General features: G+C 70.4%; 25 protein-coding genes and 1 pseudogene. 17 read left to right on the forward strand and 9 right to left on the reverse strand.

The annotated features are described in order from the left end of the window. Nucleotides 1–164: 164 nt before the first annotated feature. Nucleotides 165–1,340: an FIST N-terminal domain-containing protein gene (locus ABGB14_RS25070; protein WP_347646458.1), complete on the forward strand. Its 1,176-nt coding sequence runs from the start codon at nt 165–167 to the stop codon at nt 1,338–1,340. A gap of 19 nt (nt 1,341–1,359) precedes the next feature. Next, nucleotides 1,360–2,367, forward strand: coding sequence for an ROK family protein (locus tag ABGB14_RS25075; RefSeq protein WP_347646264.1), 1,008 nt, complete (start codon nt 1,360–1,362; stop codon nt 2,365–2,367). Nucleotides 2,368–2,462: 95 nt separating this feature from the next. Here the strand turns inward: ABGB14_RS25075 and ABGB14_RS25080 are convergent, their stop codons facing one another. The 5 genes from ABGB14_RS25080 to hppD form a co-directional block, all read right to left on the reverse strand. After that, on the reverse strand, nt 2,463–3,110 hold the full coding sequence (locus ABGB14_RS25080) for a twin-arginine translocation signal domain-containing protein (RefSeq protein ID WP_347646265.1): 648 nt from the start codon (nt 3,108–3,110) through the stop codon (nt 2,463–2,465). Between the two features lie 68 nt (nt 3,111–3,178). Further along, nucleotides 3,179–3,724, reverse strand: coding sequence for a sigma-70 family RNA polymerase sigma factor (locus tag ABGB14_RS25085; protein ID WP_347646266.1), 546 nt, complete (start codon nt 3,722–3,724; stop codon nt 3,179–3,181). Between the two features lie 79 nt (nt 3,725–3,803). Further along, complete coding sequence (locus ABGB14_RS25090; RefSeq protein WP_347646267.1) at nt 3,804–5,195, reverse strand: M1 family metallopeptidase; 1,392 nt, start codon at nt 5,193–5,195, stop codon at nt 3,804–3,806. Between the two features lie 46 nt (nt 5,196–5,241). Beyond that, nucleotides 5,242–5,685: an RDD family protein gene (locus tag ABGB14_RS25095; RefSeq protein ID WP_347646268.1), complete on the reverse strand. Its 444-nt coding sequence runs from the start codon at nt 5,683–5,685 to the stop codon at nt 5,242–5,244. A 34-nt stretch (nt 5,686–5,719) separates the two neighbouring features. Then, a complete protein-coding gene (gene hppD / locus ABGB14_RS25100) occupies nt 5,720–6,829 on the reverse strand; it encodes a 4-hydroxyphenylpyruvate dioxygenase (RefSeq protein ID WP_347646269.1) in 1,110 nt (369 codons plus the stop codon). 103 nt (nt 6,830–6,932) lie between these two features. On the opposite strand from hppD, the gene ABGB14_RS25105 reads away from it, so the two are divergent. From ABGB14_RS25105 to ABGB14_RS25125, 5 genes and pseudogenes are all read left to right on the forward strand, one after another. Further along, nucleotides 6,933–7,412 carry an Lrp/AsnC family transcriptional regulator gene (locus ABGB14_RS25105; protein WP_347646270.1) on the forward strand — a complete coding sequence of 160 codons (480 nt, stop codon included), beginning with the start codon at nt 6,933–6,935 and terminating at the stop codon, nt 7,410–7,412. Nucleotides 7,413–7,628: 216 nt separating this feature from the next. Next, entirely contained in the window at nt 7,629–9,707 is a 2,079-nt protein-coding gene (locus ABGB14_RS25110; RefSeq protein WP_347646271.1) for a transglycosylase domain-containing protein, read from the forward strand. Between the two features lie 60 nt (nt 9,708–9,767). Next, a pseudogene (locus ABGB14_RS25115) lies at nt 9,768–11,324 on the forward strand (IS1182 family transposase). Between the two features lie 233 nt (nt 11,325–11,557). Further along, on the forward strand, nt 11,558–12,079 hold the full coding sequence (locus ABGB14_RS25120) for a SigE family RNA polymerase sigma factor (protein ID WP_347646272.1): 522 nt from the start codon (nt 11,558–11,560) through the stop codon (nt 12,077–12,079). After that, entirely contained in the window at nt 12,076–13,221 is a 1,146-nt protein-coding gene (locus ABGB14_RS25125) for a hypothetical protein (protein WP_347646273.1), read from the forward strand. Before ABGB14_RS25120 ends, ABGB14_RS25125 begins: the two co-directional genes overlap by 4 nt. Before the next feature lie 201 nt (nt 13,222–13,422). On the opposite strand, the gene ABGB14_RS25130 is transcribed toward ABGB14_RS25125, so the two are convergent. Then, nucleotides 13,423–15,411 (reverse strand): thioredoxin domain-containing protein, encoded by a 1,989-nt coding sequence (locus ABGB14_RS25130; protein ID WP_347646274.1) that lies wholly within the window; start codon nt 15,409–15,411, stop codon nt 13,423–13,425. 115 nt (nt 15,412–15,526) lie between these two features. Here ABGB14_RS25130 and ABGB14_RS25135 point away from each other — a divergent pair, with 115 nt between their 5' ends. Beyond that, nucleotides 15,527–16,684 (forward strand): hypothetical protein, encoded by a 1,158-nt coding sequence (locus ABGB14_RS25135; protein ID WP_347646460.1) that lies wholly within the window; start codon nt 15,527–15,529, stop codon nt 16,682–16,684. A gap of 3 nt (nt 16,685–16,687) precedes the next feature. Here the strand turns inward: ABGB14_RS25135 and ABGB14_RS25140 are convergent, their stop codons facing one another. Genes ABGB14_RS25140 through mca form a run of 3 tightly spaced genes read right to left on the reverse strand, consistent with a single transcriptional unit; the run spans nt 16,688 to nt 18,056 of the window. Beyond that, the gene (locus tag ABGB14_RS25140) at nt 16,688–16,972 is read right to left on the reverse strand and encodes a GNAT family N-acetyltransferase (RefSeq protein WP_347646275.1); all 285 of its coding nucleotides are present in this window, start codon (nt 16,970–16,972) and stop codon (nt 16,688–16,690) included. Then, nucleotides 16,973–17,137 carry a hypothetical protein gene (locus tag ABGB14_RS25145; RefSeq protein WP_347646276.1) on the reverse strand — a complete coding sequence of 55 codons (165 nt, stop codon included), beginning with the start codon at nt 17,135–17,137 and terminating at the stop codon, nt 16,973–16,975. A gap of 34 nt (nt 17,138–17,171) precedes the next feature. Continuing rightward, nucleotides 17,172–18,056, reverse strand: a complete 885-nt coding sequence (mca, locus tag ABGB14_RS25150; RefSeq protein ID WP_347646277.1) for a mycothiol conjugate amidase Mca — start codon at nt 18,054–18,056, stop codon at nt 17,172–17,174. 131 nt (nt 18,057–18,187) lie between these two features. Here mca and ABGB14_RS25155 point away from each other — a divergent pair, with 131 nt between their 5' ends. The 9 genes from ABGB14_RS25155 (at nt 18,188) to ABGB14_RS25195 (ending at nt 26,389) form a co-directional block, all read left to right on the forward strand. Next, nucleotides 18,188–18,607 carry a DUF4307 domain-containing protein gene (locus tag ABGB14_RS25155; protein WP_347623315.1) on the forward strand — a complete coding sequence of 140 codons (420 nt, stop codon included), beginning with the start codon at nt 18,188–18,190 and terminating at the stop codon, nt 18,605–18,607. Nucleotides 18,608–18,715: 108 nt separating this feature from the next. Beyond that, the gene (gene greA / locus ABGB14_RS25160; protein ID WP_132328896.1) at nt 18,716–19,216 is read left to right on the forward strand and encodes a transcription elongation factor GreA; all 501 of its coding nucleotides are present in this window, start codon (nt 18,716–18,718) and stop codon (nt 19,214–19,216) included. Between the two features lie 122 nt (nt 19,217–19,338). Continuing rightward, nucleotides 19,339–20,511: a C40 family peptidase gene (locus tag ABGB14_RS25165; protein WP_347646278.1), complete on the forward strand. Its 1,173-nt coding sequence runs from the start codon at nt 19,339–19,341 to the stop codon at nt 20,509–20,511. A gap of 71 nt (nt 20,512–20,582) precedes the next feature. Continuing rightward, a complete protein-coding gene (locus ABGB14_RS25170; protein WP_347646279.1) occupies nt 20,583–21,104 on the forward strand; it encodes a hypothetical protein in 522 nt (173 codons plus the stop codon). A gap of 248 nt (nt 21,105–21,352) precedes the next feature. Then, the gene (locus ABGB14_RS25175; protein WP_347646280.1) at nt 21,353–23,152 is read left to right on the forward strand and encodes a phosphoenolpyruvate carboxykinase (GTP); all 1,800 of its coding nucleotides are present in this window, start codon (nt 21,353–21,355) and stop codon (nt 23,150–23,152) included. A gap of 72 nt (nt 23,153–23,224) precedes the next feature. Continuing rightward, a complete protein-coding gene (locus ABGB14_RS25180; protein ID WP_347646281.1) occupies nt 23,225–24,172 on the forward strand; it encodes a TIGR04222 domain-containing membrane protein in 948 nt (315 codons plus the stop codon). A 93-nt stretch (nt 24,173–24,265) separates the two neighbouring features. Further along, nucleotides 24,266–25,153 carry a TIGR04222 domain-containing membrane protein gene (locus ABGB14_RS25185; RefSeq protein WP_347646282.1) on the forward strand — a complete coding sequence of 296 codons (888 nt, stop codon included), beginning with the start codon at nt 24,266–24,268 and terminating at the stop codon, nt 25,151–25,153. A 1-nt stretch (nt 25,154) separates the two neighbouring features. Further along, entirely contained in the window at nt 25,155–25,970 is an 816-nt protein-coding gene (locus ABGB14_RS25190) for a DUF692 domain-containing protein (protein WP_347646283.1), read from the forward strand. Then, complete coding sequence (locus tag ABGB14_RS25195) at nt 25,967–26,389, forward strand: hypothetical protein (protein ID WP_347646284.1); 423 nt, start codon at nt 25,967–25,969, stop codon at nt 26,387–26,389. The genes ABGB14_RS25190 and ABGB14_RS25195 overlap by 4 nt, the downstream gene beginning before the upstream one ends. Nucleotides 26,390–26,673: the final 284 nt, after the last annotated feature.

Here is a 26,673-nt window from a genome sequence, read left to right on the forward strand (position 1 = left end):
GACTACGTCCCCCGCGAGGAATGCGGCAGAGTCTTTCGCATCTGGCGGAGATTTCGGATCTTGACTATTGCGTGGCGGTTCGTGCGCGTGCTTGTCCCTTTAGTGGGGAGAATCGGGCCTAGGGAACTTGGACATGTCGAGGGGAGGCGAGACGCGTGGCCTTGATGACGAGCCGCTTCGCCGACGGCCTCGCCGTGGGTTCCGACCTGGTGGAGGCCGCGGAGAGTGCCGTCGGCCGGGCACTGTCGAGGCTCAGCGGCCAAGCCGACCTGGTCTGCTTCTTCATCTGCGGCGACGACCCTGACGACGTCGCCCGCGCCGGCGAGGCCGCGATGAAGCTCGCGCCCGAAGCACACGTGATCGGATGCAGCGCCACGGGAGTGATCGGCGACGGTCAGGGAGTGGAGCTGACGCCCTCCGTGAGCGCCTGGGCCGCGACCCTGGACGGGGCGAGACTGACCACGTTCGCGCTGGAGACGCTGGCCGCCGAGGACAGGTTCGTGGTGGTCGGGCTGCCGGAGCGCAACGGCGACGACCATGTGGCGATCTTGCTGGCCGATCCGTACACGTTCCCGACCGACGCCTTCGTCGAGCGCTCGGCCGACGTGCTGGGCGACCTGCCGCTGATCGGCGGGCTCGCCAACGGGCTGCAGGGCCGGGGTTCCGTACGGTTGTTCGCCGACGGAGAGATCTACTCCGAGGGCGCGATCGGCGTGCTGATCAGCGGGGAGGTGAAGATCAGCACCGTGGTGAGCCAGGGCTGCCGCCCTATCGGCCCCAGCATGGTGGTCACCGCGGCGGAAGAGAACCTGCTGCTCGAACTGGCCGGGCAGCCCGCGCTGGCCCGGCTCGAGGACATCGTCAGCGAGCTGGACGAGGACGACCGCGAGCTGGTCGCCTCCGGGTTGCAGATCGGCGTGGCGATGGACGAATACGCCGAACGCCACGAACGCGGCGACTTCCTCATCAGAGGAGTCATCGGCATCGATCCCGAACGCGAGGCCGTGGCCATCGGCGACATCGTGGAGATCGGCAGGACCGTGCGCTTCCAGGTGCGCGACGCGGCCACCGCCGACGAGGACCTCTATGACCTGCTCGACGCCCACCGCGAGGAGATCGGCAAGGTGGACGGGGCGCTGCTGTTCTCCTGCAACGGCCGGGGCTCGGCCATGTTCGGCACCGCCGACCACGACCCGGTCGCCCTGCGCGACACGCTGGGACCCATCGGCGTGGCGGGTTTCTTCGCGGCCGGCGAGGTCGGTCCCGTCGCGGGCCACAACCACGTGCACGGCTTCACCGCCTCCGTCCTGGTGTTCTCCAACTCAGCGGGCGGGCCATGAACCGTACGGCGGGCCGTCGGTGATCCTCGCGATCGACGTGGGCGGCACCAAGATGGCCGCGGGCCTGGTCGCCCACGACGGCACGGTGGTCGAGGCCCGGCGCTCCGCCACCCCGCAGGACACGGACGCCGGCACCCTGTGGAAGGCCCTCGTGGATCTCATCGAGCCGCTGTCGCAGCGGGTCGAAGGAGTGGGGGTGGGGTGTGGCGGGCCGATGCGCTGGCCCGAGGGCGAGGTCTCGCCGCTGAACATCCCCGCCTGGCGCGGCTTCCCCCTGCGCGCCCGGCTGGCCGCGCGTTTCCCCGGTTTACCGGTACGCCTCCACAACGACGCGATCTGCCTGGCCGTGGCGGAACACTGGAAGGGGGCCGGGCAGGGTGTCGCCGACATGCTGGGCATGGTCGTCTCGACCGGGGTGGGGGGCGGGCTCATCCTGAACGGCAGGCTGGTGAACGGCAGGACGGGCAACGCCGGGCACATCGGGCACGTGGTGGTCGAGCCGGCAGGAGGGCCGCGCTGCGGTTGCGGCGGCCACGGTTGCCTGGAGGCCGTCGCCCGCGGCCCCGCCCTCACCGACTGGGCCCTGGCCCATGGCTGGACCCCCGGAGCCGCCCCGGCGGACGAACCTGCGCGAGGAACAGCCGGCGCAGATGCGCCACCTGCCGCGATGCGGGACGCGGGAGTGGCTTACCGGGAGGATCGGGCCGTCACCGGGAGGGCGCTGGCGGCCGACGCGCTGGCCGGGGACCCGGTCGCGCTGCGGGCCATGAGCCGGGCCGGGCGCGCGATCGGCCTCGCCATCGCCTCCGCGACCCACCTGTGCGACCTGGACCTCGTCACCGTCGGCGGCGGGTTGTCCCAGGCAGGCGAGCCGCTGTTCGGCCCTTTGGAGGAGGCGCTGCGCGAGCACGCCAGGGTGGAGTTCGCCCGCCGGGTCAAGGTCGTGCCCGCCGCTCTCGGCCAGGAGGCCGGGCTGGTGGGAGCCGCCGCGTTGATCCTCGCGACGGACAGCTACTGGAGCACGTGAAGGCCCGGCGGCCCTTCTGCTCGGGAGGGCCGCCGGGCCGGGGAACGGGCCGGCGAATGGTCCAGCGTGAGGGACCGCCGGCCGCGTCAGGTGCGTTATCGGGTCTTGGGGTCGAGGTGGGGCCCCGCGTCCCGGCCCTCCGTCTTGGTCGAGAGGCTCGGCCCGCCGTCCTCGCCCGTGCCCGCGTCGTTCGTGCCCGTGTCGTTCGTGCCCTGCTCGCTCGTGTCGTCCGCGCCGGGGGACGGGATGGACATCGAGGTCGCCTGGCAGGGGGCGACGGAGCCCCTGACCACCTGCAGATGGGTCGCGACCGGCGGCTTGTCGTCGCCGTCCCTGGCCTTGGTGACGGCCAGGACGAGTGTCTCGCCCGCGGGCACCTGCCCCTTCTCTATCGAGAACGAGATGCCGTCGCCCGCCCTGCCGATGCTCACCGCGAGCGGCCCCTTCACGGACCCCGCCCGGCCACGGGACCCTTGGCAGGTCTGCCCGAACGGCAGGTAGTCGACCACGGCCTTCACCCCGGCGCCGGCCAGTTCGGACTGCAGCCCCTCCGGATCGGTCAGCTCGTTGATCTGCACCCGCACTCCGCCGTCGGCGGCCCTGGTCACCGCGTAGGCCGGGCCGCCGGTCATCCCGGTCAGCATCAACACAGCCGTGGTGGCCGCCGCAGCCCCCGCCACCGCGGCGGACAGCCCGATGAAGCGCCGCCGGGAGCTACGCCGAACCGGTGTCACAGTCGTCATCTCTTCCTCCGCCGTCCTTGCCGTGATCTCTTCCTTGAGTGCACTGAGAAGGCGCTCTTCGAAAGTGCTCATGCGTGTCCTTCCAGGTACACGGTCGATGGCGAAGCGACGTTTTCCAGAGCACGTCTGGCCCGATGCAGTCTGACTCGTGCGGTCACCTGCTTGATGCCCAGAGCCTTCGCGGCCTCGGTGACGGTGAGCTGATCGATCACGACGAGCTCCAGCACCGCGCGTTCGCCCTCCGGCAGACCCCGCATGGCCTCCAGAGCGCTGCGCATCCGGCGCTCGGCGTCGATCCGCTCCTCCATCCGGACGAGATCGTCGTCGTCCATCAGCCGGCGGCCCGCGACGCGGCCGGCCGCCCGCGCCTCCCTGGCCGCCTGGCGATGTCGTGCCGACACGACGTTGCGCGCGACGCCGTACAGCCATGCGATCTCGCTGCCCCTGCCGGGCACGTAGGCGTGCGCCGAGTCGAGGGCCGCCAGGAAGATGTCCGCCGTCAGGTCGGCGGCGAGATGAGGATCGCTCACCCGCCGGACCACGAACTTCATGACGGCATCGACGTGGCGGCGATAGAAGGCCTCAAAGGCCGCAGGGTCTTCGTTGAGGCGCACTGGCCTCGCTCCCTTCGTCGTTCGCCCTTACATCCGTACTTGGACGGAGCGACGAGAAGCGTTTCCCCGCGGCCCGCGGTCAGGCGGGGCGGCGGGGTTGGTAGAGCCAGGCGGCGAAGAGGGGCTTGAGGTCCTTGCCCGACATCCGCTCGGCCAGCTCGATGAACTGCTCCGTGGTGACGTGACCGTAGCGGTTGTCGGCGGCCCACGCCTTGAGCAGTCCGAAGAACGTGTCGTCGCCGACGGCCCGCCGCAGGGCGTGCAGCGTCATGCCGCCGCGGGTGTAGACGGACTGGTTGAACAGGTCGTCGGGCTTGGCCCGCCCCGGCGGGTATTTCCACATCGGGTCGCCGGCGGGGCGGTTGTGATGGCCCTCGAAGATCTCGTCGGCGGTCTTCTTGCCCTTGTGCTCGGACCACAGCCACTCGGCGTAGGTGGCGAACCCCTCGTTGAGCCAGAGGTCCTTCCAGCGGCGGATGGTCAGGCTGTTGCCGAACCACTGGTGCGCCAGCTCGTGGGCGATGATGCCCTCGTCGGGTTCGAAGCCGCCGTAGAGCGGCTTGGTCTGGTTCTCCAGCGCGTAGCCGGCGGCGTAGTCGTCGACCACGCCGCCGGTCGAGCCGAACGGGTAGGGGCCGAAGACCGTGGACCAGTAGTCGGTGATCTCGCCGGAGGCCTTGTAGAGCTTGTCGAGCGAGGAGGCGAACCGGGGGTCGGCGGCGGCGAGGTTGGGCACGCCCGCGGGCGTGCTGCCCTTGCGCAGCCTGAAGGTGCCCATCGTGGCCGTCGCCAGGTAGGTCGCCATCGGATGGCGCTCGCTCCACCGGTAGGTGGTCCTGCCGCCGGACGTCGTGGGCTCGCCGGTCAGCTCGCCGTTGGCCAGCGCGGTGACCCCGGCGGGCACGGTGATCGTGAACGCGAACGTGGCCTTGTCGGATGGGTGGTCGTTGCTGGGGAACCAGGTCTTGGAGCCGTTGGGCTCGGAGGCCACGAACGCGCCGTCGGCGGTCGGGATGAACCCGAACGTGCCGAGGTTGGTGGTGCTCGTGGCCGGCTGGGGGCGGCCGGAGTAGCGGACCCGCGCGGTGAACGTGGCGCGGTCGTCGATCGGCTTGGCCGGCCGCACGGTCAGCTCGCCGCCCTGGTGGGTGAACGTGGCGGGGGAGCCGTTGACCGTGACCTGGCGCACGTCGAGCCCGAGCAGGTCGAGGTTGAAGCTCGACAGGCCCTGGGTGGCGCCGGCCTTGATGGTGGCCACGCCGTCCAGCCGCCTGGTCGCCGGGGTGTAGTCGATCGCGAGGTCGTAGTGGCTGACGTCGTAGCCGCCGTTGCCGTCGTCGGGGAAGTCGGTGTCGCCGATGCCGGACGCGCCCGGCCGGTGCCCGGCCGCGGCCGGCGCGTCCGCGGGCGAGCAGGCCAGGAGGCTGGCGAACGTCGCCAGCAGCGCGATCGCGCGCCTGTGTTGTCGCATGGGCGGACGAGCCCCCTTCGCATCGTGACGAGAATCCTACGGTGAGTCAGGCGAGGACGACGACCGTCCTCGCGACCTTGTCGTGGATGGCCTGCTTCCGGGGGTCGAAGAGGATCCAGGCAAGGTCGAGCAGGAGGCCGACGCAGCAGGCCCAGGCGAGTGCGCTCATCACGGCCTGCCTGATCGCGGCCTGTCCCACGCCTATCTTGGCCCCGTTCTCCTGCACGACGCGGATTCCGAAGAGCTTCTTGCCCAGCGTCTGACCATTCCAGAAGGCATGCAGGAGCCAGAAGTAGAGGAAAGCCACGAGTCCGGCCGCGAAGGTGTGCTCCACCGGATAGCGCTCCCAGCCGCCCCTGGCGCCGTCCCAGGCGTATTCCCAGCTCGTCCAGGTGAAGGGGGCGGTGGCGACGTTGACGATGAGCCAGTCGAGAAGTCCGGCGAACAGCCGCCGCCACCGTCCCGCCAGCCCCGGTGGTGGCGATCCCATGAAGTGCTGATGGCCACCACCGGGTCGGGACAAACTAAAGGTTGCCCCTGCGTTCCTGCTCGCGCTCGATGGCCTCGAAGAGCGCCTTGAAGTTGCCCTTGCCGAATCCGAGCGAGCCGTGCCGCTCGATGAGCTCGAAGAAGACCGTGGGCCGGTCCTGCACGGGCTTGGTGAAGATCTGCAGCAGATAGCCGTCCTCGTCGCGGTCGACGAGGATCCCGCGCTTCTTCAGCTCCTCGATCGGCGCCCGCACCTCGCCGATGCGCGCCCGCAGCTCGGGGTCGTCGTAGTAGGAGGCGGGCGTGTCGAGGAACTGCACGCCGCCGGCCCGCATGTGGTCGACCGTCGTGAGGATGTCGTTGGTGGCCAGCGCGATGTGCTGCACGCCCGGGCCGCGGTAGAACTCCAGATATTCGTCGATCTGCGACTTCTTGCGGCTGACGGCCGGCTCGTTCAGCGGGAACTTGACCTTCCGCGTGCCGTCGGCCACGACCTTGGACATGAGCGCCGAGTATTCGGTGGCGATGTCGTCGCCGATGAACTCCGCCATGTTCGTGAAGCCCATGACCTTGCGGTAGAACTCCACCCACTCGTCCATCTTGCCCAGCTCGACGTTGCCGACGCAGTGGTCCACCGCCTGGAACAGCCGCCCGCCCTTGGTCGCGGGCGGCGCCACCAGAGGCTCGGCCGGGGCGTAGCCGGGCAGGTAGGGGCCGCCGTAGTTGGCCCTGTCGACCAGCGTGTGCCGCGTCTCGCCGTAGGTGGCGACGGCCGCGAGCAGCACCTTGCCGTGCTCGTCCTCCAACGTGTACGGCTCCGCCAGCCCTTCGGCCCCGTGCGCGACCGCGTGGGCGTAGGCCGCCTCCACGTCGGGCACCTGGATGGCCAGGTCGATCACCCCGTCGCCGTGCTCGGCGACGTGCCGCGCCATGTCGGTGCCCGGCCTGATCGAGGCCCGGAACTCGAACGTGGCGCTCCCCGAGGTCAGCACGTACGCGGCCACGTCGGGGCTGCCGTTCTCCGGCCCCCGGTAGGCCACCAGCTTCATGCCGAACGCGGTCGAGTAGTAGTGGGCCGCCTGCTTGGCGTTGCCGACGGCGAACACCACGGCGTCCATGCCGTTAACCGGAAAGACATCATTCATAGCTCCAACTCTCGATATTCCTAGACGAGTTGCGCAAGAGTTACCTTGTACGGTGGACAATCTGCCTAGCATCCATGGGAGAAGTCCGGTAAATCTGTACAGCATGACGATCGATGACCTGGACGCCCGACTGATCGCCCTCCTGACGGCCGAGCCCCGGCTGGGCGTGCTCGAATGCTCGCGACGGCTCGGCGTGGCGCGTGGCACGGTCCAGGCCCGGCTGGACCGGCTGGTCGCCCGGGGCGTGGTCACCGGGTTCGGGCCCGACGTTTCCCCGGCCGCGCTCGGATATGACGTGACGGCGTTCGTCAGCATGGAGATCAGGCAGGTCGCGGGGCACGACCCCGTGGCCGACCGGCTCGCCCGCATCCCCGAAGTTCTGGAGGTGCACACGATCACCGGCGACAGCGACCTGCTGTGCCGCGTGGTGGCGCGGACCAACGCGGATCTGCAGCGCGTCATCGATCAGATCGTCGATGTCCACGGCGTGCTCAGGACTAATTCGATCATCGCCCTTGACACCCCGGTTCCCTACCGAGTGTTGCCATTGGTCGCCGATGTTCCGCGGCACGGGGCGCTCTAGCCGTACTATCGCTGGGGGACGAGGCACCGTCATCGACCGTTTAACCTTGGCATTCGCCCTGCTTGCAGGGGGTCGGGCGGCACGTGACTAAGGGGGTCGAGAGTGCGGAGCGGTGGTGGAAACAGGATGCGAAAACGGCGGATTCTCCGACTTCTGGCCATTTCTTTCGGCGCCGCAATCCTCGTACTTGTCGGACTTTTTGCCATCGCGTGGGCGATGACGCCGATTCCCGACAGCACCCAGAAACAGGCCACCGCACAAGGCTCGGTGATCTATTACCGCGACGGCAAGACCGTGCTCGCCCGGCAGGGCGTCGACCGCAAGAAGGTCGAGCTGGCCCAGGTGCCCCGGCACGTACGCGCCGCGGTCATCGCCGCCGAGAACCGCTCGTTCTACGAAGACGCCGGCGTCTCGGTCAAGGGCACCGCCAGGGCCGTCTGGTCGACCATCACCGGGCAGCAGCTCCAGGGCGGCTCGACGATCACCCAGCAGCTCGTGCGCAACTACTACAGCGGGCTCAGCCAGGAACGTTCCGTCACCCGCAAGTTCAAAGAGATCCTCATCGCGATGAAGGTCGACCAGTCCAAGCCGAAGGACTGGGTGCTGGAGCAATATCTCAACACGATCTACTTCGGCCGGGGCGCCAACGGCGTCCAGTCGGCCGCCCAGGCCTACTTCGGCAAGGACGTCGGCGAGCTGAGCGTGGCCGAGGGCGCCTATCTCGCCTCCGTCATCCAGCAGCCCAGCCGCTTCGCCGCGCCCAAGGGCCCCGACCTCGCCGCCGCCAGGGCCCGCTGGAAGTCGGTGATCGACGCGATGGGACAGACCGGCGCGCTCACCCCCCAGCAGGTCGCCGCCCAGCGGTTCCCCGACCTCACCACGCCGAAGAAGCCGTTCGAGCTCAAGGGCCAGGCCCAGTACATGCTGGAGCAGGTCACCGCCGAGCTCAACCGGCGCGGCCACAGCGACGAGGACATCAACTCCGGCGGGCTCAAGATCGTCTCCACGTTCGACAAGAAGCTCATGCAGGCGGCCAAGCGGGCGGTCACGAACGCGCTGCCCGACGCCACGCCGGAGAAGGTCCGCACCGGGCTGGCGGCCGTCGACCCCGCGACGGGCGAGGTCGTCGCCTTCTACGGCGGCCGGCCCTCCCAGTCGGCCTACTACGACAGCGCGTTCTCGGCCAAGGTCATGGCCGGCTCGACGTTCAAGCCGTACACCCTGGCGGCCGCCCTGGACAACGGGTTCGACCTGTCCACCCGGGTCGACGGCAACTCGCCGCTGCAGGTCGCCTCGGCGTCCAAACCGATCCCCAACGACAGCGGGCGCTCGTACGGCCAGATCAACCTGATCAGCGCCACCCAGAACTCCGTCAACACCGCGTTCGTCGACCTCGGCCAGAAGGTGGGCCTGGACAAGGTCGCCGAGGTCGCCGAGGCGGCCGGCATCCCCGCCTCCCAGCTCGACCGGCACAAGACCGCCGCGTCGTTCCCGCTCGGCGTGGCCTCGGTCAGCGCCGTCCAGAACGCCTCAGGGTTCTCCACGTTCGCCAACGAGGGCGTGCACATGGAGGCCCACGTGGTCAGGTCCGTCACCGACGCCGAGGGCCGCGAGGAGGTCGTGAAGCCGGCCTCGACCCGGGTCGTCGGCGAGCAGGCCGCCGCCGACACCACGTACGCGATGCAGCACGTCGTGAAGTACGGCACCGGCGCCGCGGCCAGGCTCTACGACCGTCAGGTGGCCGGCAAGACGGGCACCACGGACAAGTCCAAGTCGGTCTGGTTCAACGGCTTCACCCCGCAGCTCGCGGCGGCGGTCACCATGTTCCGCGACGACAACGCCACCGTCACCATCCCCGGCTACGGCACGCAGTTCGGCGGCCAGCTGCCGGCGCAGATCTGGCGGGCGTTCATGACCGAGGCGATGGAGGGCAAGCCGGTCGAGGAGTTCCCCGAGCCGTCCGACCTCGGCTACGGCTACGACTACTCGGCGCCCACCGACGACGGTGACGTGCCCGAGCAGGAGGACACGCCTCCGGTGAACCCCGACGACGGGGACACGTCCGAGCCGGAGATCACCGCGCCGCCGCTCACCGACGACCCGTCCGCCACGGGGGAGCCCGACGCCGACCGGCAGGAGAGCCGGCCGGACGAGCCGTCCGACGACCCGCCCGCGCTGCTGCCCGAGCAGCCGCTGGGACGGCAGGACGACGCCCCCGCCGACGCGCCCGCCAACGCGCCCGCCAACAGGGGCGCCCGCTCCGACGACCGCGCCGGCCGCTCACCCGCCGGCTAGGAGTGTCCTGAAGATCTTGGCGGTCTGGGCAAGCGGAGTTTCGGGATTCAGACTCAGGTCATGATGGGCCGTCGGAGGGTTCCGGCCGGGCCTGAGGTGTGGGTCGTGTGCCGGGAGATGATTCCGGCTGGGAGCGTGTTCGCGTTCCTGGCCGAACATCGGCGGGTGCTGTTCCCGCCGCAGGCGTTCGCGGACATGTATGCGCCGGTCAACGGGCGTCCGTCGGTTCCGCCGGATCTGCTGGCGTCGGTGGTGGTGCTCCAGGCCTTGCATGGATTATCCGATGAGGAAGCGGTCGCTGCGCTGCGGTTCGATCTGCGGTGGAAGGCCGCCTGCGGGCTGGGACTGTATGACCAGGGGTTCGATCCGTCGCTGCTGACGTATTTCCGGCGTCGGCTGGCTCGCTCGTCGCACCCGGACCGGATCTTCCAGATCGTATGCACTGTCGTGGAGCAGACCGGGGTGCTGGCGGGCCGGACTCGGCGGGCGCTGGATTCGGCGGTGCTGCTGGATGCGGTCGCCACGCAAGACACCGTCACCCAGTTGATCGCCGCGATCCGCCGGGTGGCCCGTCAGGTGCCCGGGGCCGCCGCGCTGGTGGCGGCGTACCGCCATGCCCACGACTACGCCGACCCCAGCAAGCCGAAGATCGCCTGGGACGATGAGGAGGCCAAGACCGCGCTGGTCCAGTGGGCTGGTCACTGACGCGCTCACCCTGCTGGACCACCTGAGTGGCCAGGATCTGGACGAGGCGGCCGAGCACGCGGTCGGCCTGCTGGCGGTGATCGCCGGCCAGGACGTCGAGCCCGCCGACGGTTCGGATGGCACCGATGGACGGTGGCGGATCGCCCGTCGCACCGCACCCGATCGCATCGTCTCCACCGTCGATCCCGAGGCCCGCCACATCCACAAGAGCGGCCGGCAGCGTGACGACGGTTACAAGGCCCACCTGGCCGTCGAGCCGGAGACCGGATGTTCACCGCCATCGCGCTGCGCCCCGGCGCCGGTGCCGCCCATCACGAGGCCGCCGTCGCTCCTGACCTGCTCGCCGCCGAGCGGGGACCGCTGCAGATCCTGGCCGGTGCCGCCTACGCCTCCGCCGAGCTGCGCGCCCGCCTCACCAACGCCGGACACCGGCTGCTGATCAAACCGCCCGCGCTCAAGCCTGCCGTGGCCGGCGGGTTCACCCTGGACGACGTCGTCATCGACACCGGCGCCGGCACGGTCACCTGCCCCGCCGGGCACACCGTCCCGCTCGCCGCCCCGGCAGGCCGCTACCAGCAACGCCGCGCCACCTTCACCGGGTTATGCGCCAGCTGTCCCCTACACGATCGCTGCACCACCGCCACGACCGCCCGCATCGTGACCATCCGACCGCACCCCGAGCTGCAAGCCGCCGCCCGCCACCAAGCCGCCACCGATCCCGCCTGGCAGGAGGACTACCGGCGCTGGCGACCCATGGTGGAGCGCGCCGTGGCCTGGCTGGTCGCCCGCGGCAACCGCCGCCTGCCCTACCGCGGCACCCACGCCAACGACCGCTGGCTCCACCATCGCGCCGCCGCCCTCAACCTCCGCCGCCTCGTCAATCTCGGACTCACCCACACCAGCGGCATCTGACCCTCAATCCCGCCACTCCATGACCAACAGACGAGCCAACGCATGCCGACCCACCCACCAAGATCTTCAGGACACTCCTAGCCCATCAGCCGGCCCGCTGCTGACAGCGCAGGTCGGCGCCGCCGGCGACCTGGCCGGGGTGCTGCGCCGGCGGACCGCTGCCATGACGCCTCATGTGCCGGATTCCAACGCCGTCGCCACGGCCGGCGTTCATAGGGGGTGGAAGGAGAGGCATGGACCGATATGAGAGTTTCCTGGAGTTCGTCCGGGCGCGCCAGCAAGCGCTGATGCGCACCGCGTACTTGCTCACCGGCGACGCCCCACAGGCCGAGGACCTGCTGCAGACCGTGCTCATGCGCACGGCCGGGCACTGGAAACGGCTGTCGGGCGGCAATCCCGAGGCCTACGTGCGCAAGGCCCTGGTCAACGAGCACATCTCGTGGCGCCGCCGGCGACGGGCCGAGACGCTGACCGCCGTGCCTCCCGAAGCCGAGCTCGTGCCCGACCCGAGTGACGGGAGCCTGCGCCGCCTGACGTTGCAGCGTGCGCTGATGCGGCTGACTCCACGCCAGCGGGCCGTGCTCGTGCTGCGCTTCTATGAGGACCGCAGCGTCGAGGAGAGCGCCCACCTGCTCGGTTGCTCGGCGGGCACGGTAAAGAGCCAGACCAGCCACGCGCTCGGCCGCCTGCGCACCCTCGCTCCTGAACTGGCGAACTTGCTTCGCGACGTCGACCCAGAGGAGGCCATTAGATGACCACGTTCCGTGACGAACTGCGCCTGCTGGCCGACCAGGCGCCCGAGGTGGACCTGGCCGAGCGGACTGTGCGCGCGGTGCGCCGGCGCAGAACGGCCCTGCTCGGCTCCGTGGCAGCCGGACTGACCGCCCTGGCGCTCGCCGCGGCGACCCTGCTCGTGCCCTCGGGAGGCGCCACCACGATCACCGGACGGATCGCGGACGCGCTGCCCCCCTCCGGTGTTGACGCGGCCGCGTACGCGTACTACGACTGGTGCGGCAAGCAGTGGGAGCCCTCCAGGAACACCGCGTCGTTCGCCGGCCTGGACTGCACGCAGTGGCGGCTGGTGACCCGCACCGGCCAGCAGTTCCGGGTGCCAGAGGCGGTGAGCGTGTTCACCGAGCAGACCCCCGAGAACTACATGAACACCGCCGCGCCGCTGGTGATCTCCACCGACGGGCGGCGAATCGCGTACTACAGCGACAAGGACCAGCGCTACGCCGTGCGTGACCTGGCCGACGGCCGGATCTGGCTCACCCCCGACGACCTCCCGCGCGCGCTCGTGGCCAAACAGGGCACGGCGGCGCGGCTGTCACCGGAGGGACGGTTCCTCGGCCTCGGCAACACCGTCGTGGATATGGAGACGGGCCAGGCGACCCCGGTCCCGGAGAACTGGTGGGTGGAGAGCATCGGCGGCGGCGGCAGCCCGATACTGGTGCGCGACGCCTTCGACCGGCTGGGGGTGCTGGAAGGCGGGAAGGTCCGCACGATCGTTGAGTCGACGGGGCAGCCGCGGACGTTCAGTCAGCCCTCTCCTGACGGGCGGCTGGTGGCCTACCTCGACGGCGCCATGACCGACGGGCGCAACGATGTGATCCGCCCCTACGACACGGTGGTCACGGTGGATGCGGCGACCGGGCAGGAGGTGAGCAGGGCCCGATTCCGCGAGGCGCCGGAGAAATTCCATCCCATACGGATGGGCGGCTGGAAGAGTGCGTCGGAGGTGACCGTGCCCCTGCCCATTCACGAGGGCTCGTCGAAGAACCCGCCGACGCTGGGCGCTGTCACGTACGGGATCGACACCGGCACCGGGAGGGTCAGGGAGCTGGAGACGTACGCGTACCGGGCCAGGTCAGGCGACCTGTCACTACCGGGTTTCTAGCGCGAGCACGCCCCCTGGCCGCGCTACTCCCCCCGTGCCTATGCCCGAACCCGGTCCCGAGGCGCGCACTGCGCGCCGGCCGCGCGTTCGGTCGCCATGGGAGCGGCCGATCGGCGCCTCCATCCGAAGCCGGGGCTTACTCGCAGTCTTGAAGCTGCAGCCGATCCGGAAGAACCGTCGGGGGACGGCAACGTCTACGGGTCAGCCGGACAGCTCGGCCTGGAGGTCCTCGACCGTGGTGACGGGCATCCGGCAGGTGAAGCCCCGGCACACGTAGGCCGCGGGCGCCCCGCCGACCGGCTGCCGTCCCTCCAGCAGCGCGGGGTACGCCTGCCGGGGCACGAGCGGATCGCCGGAGCCGCGGTCACCGTCACCGGGTCCGAGCGCGACCACCGCGCCCGGCACGTCGGCGAGCAGCGCCGCGCGGTGCAATGCGGCCGTGCGCGGGTCGTCGGGCGGTCCGACGACGGCCACCTCGACGGGCCCGTCGAGCGCCGCGCGCGCCACCGCCAGCCCCCAGCCGGCGAACCGGGCATGCTGGTCCGCCAGCACGGACACGGTGCCCAGCGCGGCGTGGGCGGCCTCCCGGTGCCGGGTGGAGCCGGTCAGCGCCCCGTAGGAGAGCAGCGCGCCCGCGGCGGCGTACTGGCCTGAGGGGGTGGCGTTGTCGGTCGGGTCCTGGGGGCGCTGGAACAGCCGCTCGGCGTCGTCGGCCGTGTCGTAGAAGCCTCCCGCGCCGTCGGCGAAGCCGTCGAGCACGGTGTCGAGCAGCGTGCCGGCCAGCCGGAGCCACCTGGCCTCGCCGGTGACGCCGTACAGCGTGATCAGCCCTTCCGCCAGGTTGGCGTAGTCGTCGAGCACCCCGTCGTTCGTGCCGGCGCGGCCGTCGCGCGAGGTGCGCAGCAGCCTGCCGTCCACCACGTGGGTGCCGGCGAGCAGGCCGGCCGCATCGGTGGCGGCGGCGACGAGCTCGGGCCGCTCGAACACCAGGCCGGTCTCCGCCAGCGCGGCGATGGCCAGGCCGTTCCAGGAGGCCACGACCTTGTCGTCGCGCCCCGGGCGCACGCGCCGCTCCCTGGCGGCCAGCAGCCGCTCGCGGACGCCGGCGTAGCGGGCGGGGTCGCCGGGGTCGTCCGGCAGCTGCAGCACGGACGTGCCGTGCTCGAACGTGCCGGTCACGTCGAACAGCCCGGCGGCCCACCGGCCGTCGTCGTCGCCGAGCACGGCGCGCAGCTCCTCGGGCGTCCAGACGTAGAACTTGCCCTCCACGCCCTCGCTGTCGGCGTCGAGCGCCGAGGCGAAACCGCCCTCGGGCGTGCGCATCTCGCGCAGCAGCCAGCCGGCCGTCTCCAGCGCGACCCGCCTGGCCAGCTCGCCGCCGCCCGCCTTCCACCAGTGGGTGTAGACGCGCAGCAGCAGGGCGTTGTCGTAGAGCATCTTCTCGAAGTGCGGCACGACCCACTCCGCGTCCACGCTGTAGCGGGCGAACCCGCCGCCGAGCTGGTCGTACATGCCGCCGCGGGCCATGGCCTCCAGGGTCTGCCCGCTCATCTCGCGCTCCCCCGAGCGCAGCAGGAACTCCAGCACCATGGACGGTGGGAACTTGGGCGCCCCGCCGAACCCGCCGCGCGCGGCGTCGAAGGTCTCGCGCAGGTTGGCGATCGCGCGGTCGAGCGTGTCGGCGTCCGGCAGCGGGCCGCTGGGCAGCGTGGTGTGCGTGTTGAGCGCCTCCACCACCTTCGCGCCCTGCCGCAGCAGGCTCTCCTTGTCGCCCGTCCACACGCGGTGCACCTCGGTGAGCAGGCGCTGGAAGTGCGGGCGCGGGAAATAGGTGCCGCAGTAGAACGGGTGCCCGTCCGGTGTCGCGAACACCGTCATCGGCCAGCCGCCCTGGTGCGTCATGGCCTGCGTGGCGCCCATGTAGACGGCGTCGACGTCGGGCCGCTCCTCGCGGTCGACCTTGATGTTGACGAAGTGCTCGTTCATGAGCCGTGCGGTCTCGGCGTCCTCGAAGCTCTCGTGGGCCATGACGTGACACCAGTGGCACGCCGAATAGCCCACGCTGATGAGCAGCGGCACGTCGCGGCGCCTGGCCTGCGCGAACGCCTCCTCGCCCCACGGGTGCCAGTCGACGGGGTTGTCCGCGTGCTGGAGCAGGTAGGGGCTCGTCGCGTCTTTCAAGCGGTTCATCACGACCTCCAGCTCCCCACCCTAGACGCCGCCATGAACGAAGATCGTGACCAGGCCCCTCGGCCGCCCGGGCTGACTGGTGCGGTGATGACGGCGTAGGTTACGGATGGTGGACATGGACGTGGACATGGATTTCGTCTGCCGGCAGGCGGGCCGCCCGGTGACCGCGCTCACGCGCAGGGACGTGGCACGGGCGCTGCTCGCCGTGCCCTCGGGGGTGGCGCTGGTGGCGCTGCCCGATCTGCGGCGCGCGATGATGTCGGCGGGCAACCCGCTCTCCCGCCCGTTCTGGGAGTCCGCCAAGGCCACGCTCCGGTCGATCGAGTCAGGCGTGGCCACCGTGGGCGACGTCCAGCGCTGGATCGAGTCCACCGGCACCGAGCCGATCCTCATGACGCCCAGCTACTTCGTCTGGCCCGAGGAGAACGAACGCGGGCCCGTCGCGGCCGAGATGTTCGCCCGCCTGGTGGCCTTCCTGGAGGAGCGGGTCGTGTCGGGGGAGATCGATCCCGACGCGCTGGCGGAGGGCGTCCCCGAGGCCCGCAGGGCCTATGAGGAGTTGCAGGAACACTGGCTGAGCACGCCGCTGCCCGACGGCCGGGTGCCCGGCTTCGCGGTCAGCGACGAGCAGGACGAGGAGGTGTTCTCCGCCTGGGACGAGGAGGAGGCCTTCGCGCTGTCCGAGCTGCGGCGCATCATCGCGGGCCTGCCCAGGCAGCCCGACCTGCCCGCCGACGAGCTGGAGCAGGCCGCCGTACGCCTGCGCGCGCTGCTCGCCCTGCCCGGCTACCCCGCCAACGTGTTGCGGGCCTGCGCCGGCTTCGAGGAGCAGCCGATGCCCGACGACGACCAGGACCTGTGGCTGACCGTGGCGGCGGGCGTCGTGGGCCCCGTCTCCGACCTGCTGGAGAACGGCGACCTGCTGGAGGAGTTCGTCGACCTCGACGGGGAGATCGGCATGGAGGACGCGACGCTGGCCCATCTCCACGCCATCCAGTGCGCCGACTGGCTGGCCGGGGTGGCGGCGCTGGCCAGGCTCGGGCCGGGGGTGCTGGCCTCGCCCGAGCGGATCGCCCGGCTCATCGCGGAGTCGGAGGACATCGACGTCGACGAGCAGGACGGCGACGACCTCGGCGCCACCGAGGGGTTGTTCGCGCCGGTGGTGAGCCTGTGGGGCTATCTCGGCATCGTCGACGAGGACGACGTGCTCACCCCGCTGGGCTGGTGGGGGTTGCCCAAGGCGCTCGAACGGGCCTGGTCGCCCGCCGAGTGAGGCTCAGCGGGCGTCGGTGATGTCCTGGAACTCGGGGTGGCGCTCGATGTATTGGGCGACGTAGGGGCAGAGCGGCACGATGCGAAGGCCGGTGTCGGCGCTCATCCGCAGCGCGTGGCCGGTCAGCTTGCCCGCCAGCCCCTGCCCCTGGAACTCCGGCAGCACCTCGGTGTGCGTGAAAACGATCTTTGTGGGCAGCAGGCGGTAGTCGGCGAACCCGGCGACCTTGCCGTCCACGTGGATCTCGAAGCGGCTCTCCGTCGGGTTGTCGACCACGTCCACCGGCATCTACTCGGCCTTCTTCTCGGTCGTGTCGCCTTCGTGCGGCACCTGGATCTTCGTCATCTGCTTGTTCATCGACTTGATCAGAAGATAGAGCGCCAGCCCGATGAGGGCCACCACGGCGAAGCCGAGCACACCCGGACTCACATCACCAGCTGCTAGTAGGGTCACACCTCCAGTCTGCCACCGGCACCCCATGCTCCGGTCAGTGGCAGGCAGGCGAGACGTCGTCGGCGTGGATGCCGGCGAACAGGTCGTCCTCGGGCAGCCCGGTGTCGACCAGCGAGCGCGCCAGGTGGTAGTCCTCGGTCGGCCAGATCTCCTGCTGAAGCTCGCGCGGGCAGACGAACCAGAAGCCGTCGGGGTCGACCTGGGTGGCGTGCGCCAGCAGGGCCTCGTCGCGGATCTGGAAGTAGTCGCCGCACGGCACCCGCGTGGTGACCGGCCACTTGGCGGGGCGGTCCTCCCAGCGGGAGATCCAGTCGGCGTAGGGGGAGCCGAGGCCGCGCTCGGTCATCGCCTCGTGCAGCGCCTCGAAGCGCTCCTTGGTGAACCCCATGTGGTAGTAGAGCTTCAGCGGCTGCCACGGGTCGCCGGCGCCGGGATAGCGGTCGGGATCCCCGGCCGCCTCGAACGCCTCGACGGAGACCTTGTTGGTCATGATGTGGTCGGGGTGGGGGTAGCCGCCGTCGTCGTCGTACGTGATGATCACGTGCGGCCTGAAGTCGCGTACGGCCGCCACCAGGGGGGCGGCGGCGTCCTCCAGCTTCTGCACGCCGAAGCAGCCCTCGGGCAGCTCCTCCTCCTCGTTCTCGGGCAGGCCGGAGTCGACGAAGCCCATGAAACGCTGCTCGACGCCGAGGATCTCGCGCGCCCGCTCCATCTCGGCCCTGCGGACCTCCCCGATGTTGGCAACGATCTCAGGGCGGTCCATCTTGGGGTTGAGCACTGATCCGCGTTCGCCTCCGGTGAGCGTGCACACCAGCACGTCGACACCTTCACGCACATAGCGCGCCATCGTGGCGGCGCCCTTGCTCGACTCGTCGTCAGGGTGGGCGTGGACGGCCATCAACCTCAACGGTGCACTCACGGGCGGGCTCTCCTCAACGGACCGGTCAGTCACCCAGAGACGTTAGTTTCTGCTGGGCGGTCGCGAGGGCACTCCCCCCGCGGGCGACAATTGTCTCGGATAACGCTGAGGGAGTGCAGGGAGATTCCGCCATGGCCACCAGAGATGTCGAGAACGGGCCCGTTCTCGGCACACCCGACGACTTCCCCGATCGTCCGCGGCGAAGGGGGCGGCTCGTCGTGCACCTCGTGATCGGCGTGCTGGTGGCCATCATCGCTGGTGGATGGGGCTACGTGATGTGGTCGATGACGGCGGGCGGCTCGGGCGCGCCGTCGCAGGTCGTGACGTTCAACGTGGACGGCCCGACCCGCGCGGAGATCACCTTTGAGGTGTACAAGCCAGACGATAGAGTGGCTGTCTGCCGCCTACGGGCGCTGGATGTCAATCATGGGGAAGTCGGCAGCAAGGAAGTAAGAATCCCGGCTGGTGAGGGTAGTAAGCAGCTCAAGGAGAGCCTCGACACCAGCGGTCAGGCCACTTCCGTCCACATCCAGTACTGCAATCTCGTATAGTGAGACATTTGGGGAAGCGTTGGAGCGACTGACTTGTTAGCCTTTCGCAATTCAACCGTACGTAACCTCAAGTGACCTCAGGGCCCCCTAGGCAAGCAAGGAGAACCCGTGGCCGACTCTCGCGATGAGAACGTCACATGGCTGACGCAGGAGGCGTACGACCGCCTGAAGGCGGAGTACGAGTATCTCTCGGGCCCCGGGCGCGTCGACATCGCCAAGAAGATCGAGGCCGCCCGGGAAGAGGGTGACCTGCGCGAGAACGGCGGCTACCACGCCGCCAAGGACGAGCAGGGCAAGATGGAGGCCCGCATCTTCCATCTCCGTCAGATCCTCGACAACGCCCAGGTCGGAGAGGCTCCCAAGGCCGAGGGTGTGGTGGGCCCCGGCATGACCGTCACCATCAGGTTCGTCGGTGACGACGACGAGGTGACCTTCCTGCTCGCCTCCCGCGAGGAGAGCGGGGCGCCGATCGACGTCTACTCGCCCAAGTCCCCGCTCGGGGCGGCGATCAACGGCAAGAAGATCGGTGAGAAGGCGACCTACGCCCTGCCCAACGGGCGCCAGAACACCGTCGAGATCCTCGAGGCTGTGCCGTACATCGGCAACTGAATCCCATGGACAACGACCGCCGGGCCCACGTTGGCCCGGCGGACTTTTCGCATTCATCCGGGATTCGGCAGGACCTTAGCTTTCTGGTCAAGTCGCGTAAGCGGCGTGACACGTACAAACTGGTGCCGTTCATCGTGGTGGCGCTGGTCGCGGTGCTGACCGCTGACGTGCTGCTGCTCGCCCAGTTCCAGGAAAGTCCCGCCGTCGTGCGGGCCGAGCCCGAGAAGACGCTCATGGCCCAGCAGCGGCCCCAGCAGCAACCGCAGCAACAACCCCAGCAGCAACCCCAGCAGCAACCACCGTCGGCGAGGACCGTCCAGCCGGTGGCGCCGCTGGACAAGCTGCACAAGCCCAACCTGTTCGTGCTGTCCCGAAAGCCGTTCACGCGGCAGCAGTTAGAGAAGGTGGCGAAGGTGCGCGGCGTGCGGGCGCTCGAGCTGGCCGACGCGGCGTCCGTCACGCTCGACGGCAAGCGGGTGCAGACGCTCGCGGTCGACCCGTCCACGTTCCGGGCCTTCACTCCCAAGGTGACCGCCGCCTCCGACGCGCTGTGGCAGAACGTCGCGGCCGGAGACGTGGCGGTGTCGTTCGTGCTGGGCAACGACGGCGGGCTCTCGCTGCACCGCCAGGTGGCGGGCCCGGCGGGGCCGCTGCGCATCGGCGCCTACGCCACCACCGGTTTCGGCGCGGTCGACGCGGTCGTGTCCAAGGACGTCGGCCGTACGCTGGGGCTGCCGCACGACAACGCGCTCATCGTCAGCGCGCCCAAGACCAACTCCGCCAAGCTGCGTGACCGGATCCTCGCCAAGCTGCCCAAGGGCACGCAGGCGGTCATGGTCAACCCGGTCCTGCCGCCGCCGCAGAAGGTCAAGCAGAACTGGCCGGCCGGCTCGTTCATGACGGGTGAGCAGCTCACGGCGGCGCTGAAGGCGGCCGTGTCCAAGCTCGGCAGGCCCTACGTGTGGGGCGCCGAGGGTCCCGACACCTTCGACTGCTCCGGCCTGGTCCAGTGGGCCTTCGCCCAGGCGGGGGTGCGGATGCCGCGGGTGACCCACCAGCAGTGGGTGACGGGACCGCAGGTGTCGCTGTCGCAGGCGCAGCCCGGTGACCTGCTCTTCTGGCGCAACGACCCGACCAACCCCGCCTACATCTCGCACGTGGCGATCTACTGGGGCGACGGGAAGATGTTGCACGCGCCCCGCACGGGCGACGTGGTCAAGATCGTCCCTGTGAGCCGGCGCAACCTCGCCGGAGTCGTCAGGGTCAGCCCCGCCGCCGCCTCCAGGGTTCGCTAGACCTTCCCCGCGCGCGCACACCTTCGTATCCCCGGATGCGATCTACCGAGCAGCGGTGTAATGATGATTACATGGCTACAGATGACGTGACGGCAGAGATTCACGGCTGGTTCGCCGGGAGGCTCCCCGGCGAGTGGTTCACCGGCGCGCCCGAGATCGTCAGGGACCGCGAGGAGATCGCGGTGCTCGGCCGGCTGCCCGACCCGCCGGGCGACGTTCCCGAGGCCGAGCGGTCCGCCCTGATCGACGGGCTGGCCAGACGCTTCAGGGAGGAGACGCGCGAGCGGCGCATCGAGATCGCCAGGGAGGCCGAGCACAAGTTCCGCCAGAAGGTCTCCTGGGGTGTCGTCTGCGGTGGTCAGACTGTGATGTTCACCACACTCTCCGTGCCCGTGATGACCCGCCTGCGCCAGTCGGAGCGCCGCGTGCTCGACACGCTGGTGGCCGCCGGCGTGGCCAGGAGTCGCAGCGACGCGCTCGCCTGGTGCGTACGCCTGGTCGGCAAGAACGCCGACACGTGGCTGAGCGATCTGCGCGACGCGCTCCAGCACGTCGACCGGGTTCGCTCCGAGGGGCCCGACGTCAATTCCTAGAGCACCCAGCGGAAACGGCCGGCGGAATGGACTAAACCACTTCGAAAATTGGTTTAGACCAGCTGAATTGGACTGGACCACTGCCGGAAATCGCTTCTTTTAAATCCGTTCCCGTTGGGTAGGCTCCCCCAATCGTCAGGGTCGCTGCCTGCGACGACGGCGGTGCCGACAGGTCTATGCCAATTGGCTTTCCGACCGTCTCGTCGTTAATGATGACTGGGCCCTGAGAGAGTGGAGGAGTCACCGCCGTGTCCGTTTCCGTGGAAGCGCCCGCACCGACCAGCAATAGAGAATTGGCCGCGTGGGTAAAGGAGATCGCTGCCCTGACCCAGCCCGACCGCATCGAGTGGTGCGACGGGTCAGAGGAGGAGTGGACGCGTCTCACCAACCTCCTCGTCGAGCAGGGGACGTTCACGCGCCTGGCCGCCAGGCCCAACAGTTTCTACGCCAAGTCCGATCCGAGCGACGTGGCCAGGGTCGAGGACCGCACGTACATCTGCTCGGAGCGCGAGGAGGACGCCGGGCCCACGAACAACTGGATCGCGCCCGGCGAGATGCGCGAGACGTTCGGCGAGCTGTTCAAGGGCTGCATGCGCGGCCGCACGATGTACGTCGTGCCCTTCTGCATGGGCCCGCTGGGCGGGGAGATCTCCCAGCTCGGCGTCGAGATCACCGACTCCCCGTACGTCGCCGTGTCCATGCGCGTCATGACCCGCATGGGCGACAGGTCGCTGCGGCTCATCGAGGAGCGCGGGCAGGGCTCGTTCGTCAAGGCCGTGCACTCCGTGGGCGCGCCGCTGGAGCCCGGCCAGCAGGACGTGCCGTGGCCGTGCAGCTCCACCAAGTACATCAGCCACTTCCCCGAGACCCGCGAGATCTGGTCCTACGGCTCCGGCTACGGTGGCAACGCCCTGCTCGGCAAGAAGTGCTACGCGCTGCGCATCGCCAGCGCCATGGCCCGCGACGAGGGCTGGCTGGCCGAGCACATGCTCATTCTCAAGCTGACGCCGCCGTCGGGCGAGGTCCGCTACATCGCCGCCGCCTTCCCGAGCGCCTGCGGCAAGACCAACCTCGCCATGCTCCAGCCCACGATCCCCGGTTGGAAGGTCGAGACGATCGGCGACGACATCGCCTGGATGCGCTTCGGCGAGGACGGCCGCCTCCACGCGATCAACCCCGAGGCGGGCTTCTTCGGCGTCGCGCCCGGCACCGGTGAGGTGACCAACGCCAACGCGGTCAGGACGCTCTGGGGCAACAGCATCTTCACCAACGTCGCCCTCACCGACGACGGCGACGTGTGGTGGGAGGGCCTGACCGAGGAGCCGCCCGCCCACCTGACCGACTGGAAGGGCCGCTCGTGGACGCCTGACAGCGACGAGCCGGCCGCCCACCCGAACGCCCGCTTCACCACCCCCGCCTCCCAGTGCCCGATCATCGCACCCGAGTGGCAGGACCCCAAGGGCGTGCCCATCTCGGCGATCCTGTTCGGCGGCCGCCGCGCCACCGCCGTTCCTCTGGTGACAGAGTCGCTGAGCTGGGAGCACGGCGTCTTTCTCGGAGCCAACGTCGCCTCCGAGAAGACCGCCGCCGCCGAGGGCAAGGTCGGCGAGCTGCGTCACGACCCGTTCGCGATGTTGCCGTTCTGCGGCTACAACATGGGCGACTACTTCGGCCACTGGCTGGACGTCGGCCGGCGCAAGGGTGCCGTGCTGCCCCGGATCTACTACGTCAACTGGTTCCGCAAGAACGCCGACGGGACGTTCATCTGGCCCGGCTTCGGCGAGAACAGCCGCGTGCTCAAGTGGATCGTCGACCGGCTCAACGGCGAGGCCAAGGCGGTGCCCACCCCCATCGGCCTGCTGCCCGCCGACCTCGACACCGAGGGCCTCGACCTGTCCGAGGAGGACCTCGAGGCGCTGCTGACGGTCGACCGCGAGGTGTGGCGCGAGGAGGCCGCGCTGATCCCGGCCCACTTCGAGAAGTTCGGCGCGCACCTGCCGAAGGAGCTGTGGGAGGAGTACAACGCGCTGCTCGACCGCCTCGGCTGAGCGCTGTCCCCTTGTGCGGTACGGCCGCGCCGTCTACCTTGGCGGCTTGCCGTACCGCACAGGAGGGCCGCAGTGGACTACGCCCTGATCGTCGCCGCGCTCGTCGTGATGGTCCTGGTCACCGCGGCCGAGAATCGTGTCGAACGCGAGCGGAGACGTGTCCAGGGGACGGCGTCCGCCGGGGCGGGCCACCGGCTGGACCCGTACGAGCTGGCCTATCTGTCCGGCGGGCCGCGCCGGACGCTCAACACGGCGCTGGCCGTGCTCGCGTCGGGCGGCGCCGTCCGGGTCTCGCGTGGCTCGCGGGTCACCGCCGTGTACGGCGCGCAGCCCTCGCCGGTGCCGCTTGAGCAGGCGGTGCTCGACGCGCTGGCGGCGCGGCCTGGCGGCTACCAGGCGAGCGAGCTGCGCCGCGAGCTGGAGTCGCATCCCGCGCTCACCGAGCTCGCCGCCGGGCTGGAGCGCCGAGGGCTGATCGTGCGGCAGTCGGCGTTCGACACGGCGCGGCGGCACTGTGGCCTGCTGCGGTTCGCGGTGGGCGGGGCCGCGGGCTACCTGGTGCTGGTGATCGTGCTGGCGGTCGCCGGCGTGGCGGGCAAGGAGACGGTGTACATCGGGGCGGTGTTCTTCAGCCTGTTCGCCGTCGCCTCCGGTCTCATCGGGCTCTACCGGCAGAAGCGCAGGCTGCGCAACGTCGTCACCGGCCAGGGACGCGAGGTGCTGAGGTCGGCCCACGCCCACCATCCGAGGGGCGTACGCGATCCGCGCTCGCTCTCCCTGGCCGTGGGGATCCCGGTCGCGCTGTACGGGCTGAGCGAGTCGGGCGACCAGCTGCTCTGCGACGAGCTGTCCGTCGGAGCACCCGGGGCCGACTGCGCCGGCGCCTGCGGCAGCTTCAGCGGCTCCGACGGCACCACCTTCGGCGGCACGGACTTCGGCGGCGGGTCGTCGGGCTGCGGCGGTGGGTCGTCGAGCTGCGGCGGAGGAGGATCGGGCTGCGGTGGCGGTGGCGGCTCGTGATCGCCGTGACTTAAATGAGCAGAACGAAACCTTGACCTTCGCCCTGGCGTCCTTCTGGTAACAGCCTGTTCCGGCTGTCTGGAGGGAGGCGTCATGGACCTGTTCCTGCTGATCCTCTCGGTGGCTCTGCCCGCCGTCGTCGGTGCCACCGTCTTCTCGATGAAACGCGAGCGTGCCGCCGGCCAGGAGGCCCTGGTGGCCCGTGGTGCTCCCGACCTGGACCACTACGATCTCGCCTATCTGGCGGGCGGGCCCGGCCAGGTGGCAGGCACGGCCATCGCGCTGCTGGCCGGCTCGGGGGACGTGCGCGTGTCACGCGGGGGCCACGTGCACAGCGTGCACGCGCCGTCCGTGTCGCGCGACCCCATCGAGCGGGAGACGCTCGCCCAGGTCGCGACGGTGTCCGGGCTCCAGTCGTCCGCGCTGAAGCGCAGGGTGGGCGGGAGCCTGGCCATGGACGCGCGCCGGCGGAACCTCACAGAGCTGGGGTTGGTCCTGCCCGCCCGCCGGGTCAAGCGGCTGGGCCGGCTGGCGATCCGGCTGCGCGCGGTCTCGGGGCTGGCGTTGACGGCGGCGGTGGCATGCTTCGTATCCACCCCGGCGCTGTTCCCCCTGCTCCTCCTGACGGGCACGGGCATCGGCGCGGCGGTGATGGCCGGTGATCACCGCAGGTCCTGGCGGAGCACGCTCACCGCCGAGGGAGCCGAGCGGCTCGACCAGGCAAGAGCGGGCCACCCCAGGGGCACGGGCGACGGTCCCGTGCACATCGCCCTGTACGGCCCGGCCGAGTCGCCCGACCCGCGCCTGCGGACCGAGCTGGGCGTCATGAGGTCGCCGCGCCGGAACTCGCGGCGGGCGACGTACCGTGGCACGGGAGGCGTCGGCTCCTGCGCCGGCGGCGGTTGCGGCGGAGCCTCGCACGGCGGCTCGAGCTGCGGCGGCAGCGCCGGTTGCGGCAGCGGTTGCGGAGGAGGAAGTTGACATGGCCGAGCTTGGAGTGGGCATCGGCTGGCGGAGCGAGCTCGACCTGACGATCGAGCGGATGGACGGCGTCGACTTCCTCGAAGTGGTCGCCGAGAACGTCAGGCCGGATCGACTGCCCGAGTCGTTACGCGTGCTGCGTGAGCGGGGCCTGCCGGTGATCCCGCACGGGGTGTCGCTCGGGGTCGGTGACGCGGAGCCGCCCTCGCCCGCCAGGCTCGCTCATCTGGCCGCCTGCGCGCAGGCTCTCGGCGCGCCGCTGGTCAGCGAGCACCTGGCATTCGTACGCGGGGGCGGCGTCGAGGCCGGGCACCTGCTGCCCGTGCCGCGCACCCGCGAGTCGCTGCGGGTGGTCACCGAGAACGTGCGGCGGGCCCAGGACGCCCTGCCCGTGCCGCTGGCCCTGGAGAACGTCGCCGCCATCTTCGGCTGGCCCGAGGACGAGCTGACCGAGGCCGAGTTCCTCGCGGAGCTGGTCGCGGCCACCGGCGTCGGGCTGCTGATCGACGTGGCCAACCTCTACACCAACCAGGTCAACCTGGGTCTTCCTGCCGTGGCCGCGCTCGACACGCTCCCGCTGGAGCACCTCGCCTACGTCCACGTGGCCGGCGGGTACGAGCACGGCGGCATCTGGCACGACACCCACACCAAGGTCGCCCCGCAGCCGGTGCTCGACCTGCTGACCGAGCTGTGCGCCCGCGCCACGCCGCCCGGCGTGCTGCTGGAATGGGACGACGACTACCCGAGCGACGCCGTCCTGGCGGCCGAGCTGTCCCGGATCAGGGCGGCCATGTCCCTGGCGGGGGAGCCGCGGTGACCGACGTGCAGGTCCCCGGCGGCGGAGCCGCGGCGACGGACGAGGCGCGGCGGCGGCTGGCGGAGGCGCAGGGGCGGGTGGTGGCGGCCCTGGTCACGGGGGCGGAGCCGCCTGAGGGCTTCGACCGGGAACGGATGCGGGTGCAGGCGGCGAGCCTGCTGGCCAAGCGGCGCGGCATCGTGGCCAGGCTCCGCCCCGACGCGGCCGCCGCCGCGGGCCCCGACCTGGCCGCCGAGTACGCCGCCTACGCGCGTTCCCGCAGCACGCCGCCGCCCGGCTACCGTGCGGACGCCGACGACTTCGCCGCCTGGTTGCGAGCCCGTGGCCGCATGCCCGCGCCGCCCGGGAAGGCCCGCTGGTGGTCTCGTCTCCTGCCCGGGCACGTGGGCCGGTCCCGGCCGGACGGCTGGCCCGGGTAACCGGCGACGTCGCCCGCGTTCATCCGGCTGCTTGAGCGGAAACCGTGGACCAGCAGGCGGGCCGGCGTGGAGCGCCGGCCGTACGGCACCATGCGAGGTGTCCGGAACTCCGTGTTTCACTCCAGAACGAAACACGGTGACACGCCGGACCATTCGTTTGTACGTTCTCCCTCGTCACACCGCTCGAATCCGCATGCCCTCGAGCCTTCCGTTCCGGACGCGGCTCGCCGGGCCCGCTCGCGATGACCCTCGACCGGGCCGGGCGCCCCACCGTGGCCTGGGAG

It is taken from the genome of Nonomuraea sp. B10E15 (assembly GCF_039871615.1).
Taxonomy (GTDB): Bacteria; Actinomycetota; Actinomycetes; order Streptosporangiales; family Streptosporangiaceae; genus Nonomuraea.

What these genes read in the sequence shown, in the direction of transcription:
- ABGB14_RS25070 (WP_347646458.1), top strand. Translation starts at nt 165, where the DNA reads ATGACGAGCCGCTTCGCCGACGGCCTCGCCGTGGGTTCCGACCTGGTG.
- ABGB14_RS25080 (WP_347646265.1), bottom strand. Translation starts at nt 3,110, where the DNA reads ATGACGACTGTGACACCGGTTCGGCGTAGCTCCCGGCGGCGCTTCATC.
- ABGB14_RS25090 (WP_347646267.1), bottom strand. Translation starts at nt 5,195, where the DNA reads ATGCGACAACACAGGCGCGCGATCGCGCTGCTGGCGACGTTCGCCAGC.
- ABGB14_RS25095 (WP_347646268.1), bottom strand. Translation starts at nt 5,685, where the DNA reads ATGGGATCGCCACCACCGGGGCTGGCGGGACGGTGGCGGCGGCTGTTC.
- hppD (WP_347646269.1), bottom strand. Translation starts at nt 6,829, where the DNA reads ATGAATGATGTCTTTCCGGTTAACGGCATGGACGCCGTGGTGTTCGCC.
- ABGB14_RS25105 (WP_347646270.1), top strand. Translation starts at nt 6,933, where the DNA reads ATGACGATCGATGACCTGGACGCCCGACTGATCGCCCTCCTGACGGCC.
- ABGB14_RS25110 (WP_347646271.1), top strand. Translation starts at nt 7,629, where the DNA reads ATGACGCCGATTCCCGACAGCACCCAGAAACAGGCCACCGCACAAGGC.
- ABGB14_RS25120 (WP_347646272.1), top strand. Translation starts at nt 11,558, where the DNA reads ATGGACCGATATGAGAGTTTCCTGGAGTTCGTCCGGGCGCGCCAGCAA.
- ABGB14_RS25125 (WP_347646273.1), top strand. Translation starts at nt 12,076, where the DNA reads ATGACCACGTTCCGTGACGAACTGCGCCTGCTGGCCGACCAGGCGCCC.
- ABGB14_RS25130 (WP_347646274.1), bottom strand. Translation starts at nt 15,411, where the DNA reads ATGAACCGCTTGAAAGACGCGACGAGCCCCTACCTGCTCCAGCACGCG.
- ABGB14_RS25135 (WP_347646460.1), top strand. Translation starts at nt 15,527, where the DNA reads ATGGACGTGGACATGGATTTCGTCTGCCGGCAGGCGGGCCGCCCGGTG.
- ABGB14_RS25140 (WP_347646275.1), bottom strand. Translation starts at nt 16,972, where the DNA reads ATGCCGGTGGACGTGGTCGACAACCCGACGGAGAGCCGCTTCGAGATC.
- ABGB14_RS25155 (WP_347623315.1), top strand. Translation starts at nt 18,188, where the DNA reads ATGGCCACCAGAGATGTCGAGAACGGGCCCGTTCTCGGCACACCCGAC.
- ABGB14_RS25170 (WP_347646279.1), top strand. Translation starts at nt 20,583, where the DNA reads ATGGCTACAGATGACGTGACGGCAGAGATTCACGGCTGGTTCGCCGGG.
- ABGB14_RS25185 (WP_347646282.1), top strand. Translation starts at nt 24,266, where the DNA reads ATGGACCTGTTCCTGCTGATCCTCTCGGTGGCTCTGCCCGCCGTCGTC.
- ABGB14_RS25190 (WP_347646283.1), top strand. Translation starts at nt 25,155, where the DNA reads ATGGCCGAGCTTGGAGTGGGCATCGGCTGGCGGAGCGAGCTCGACCTG.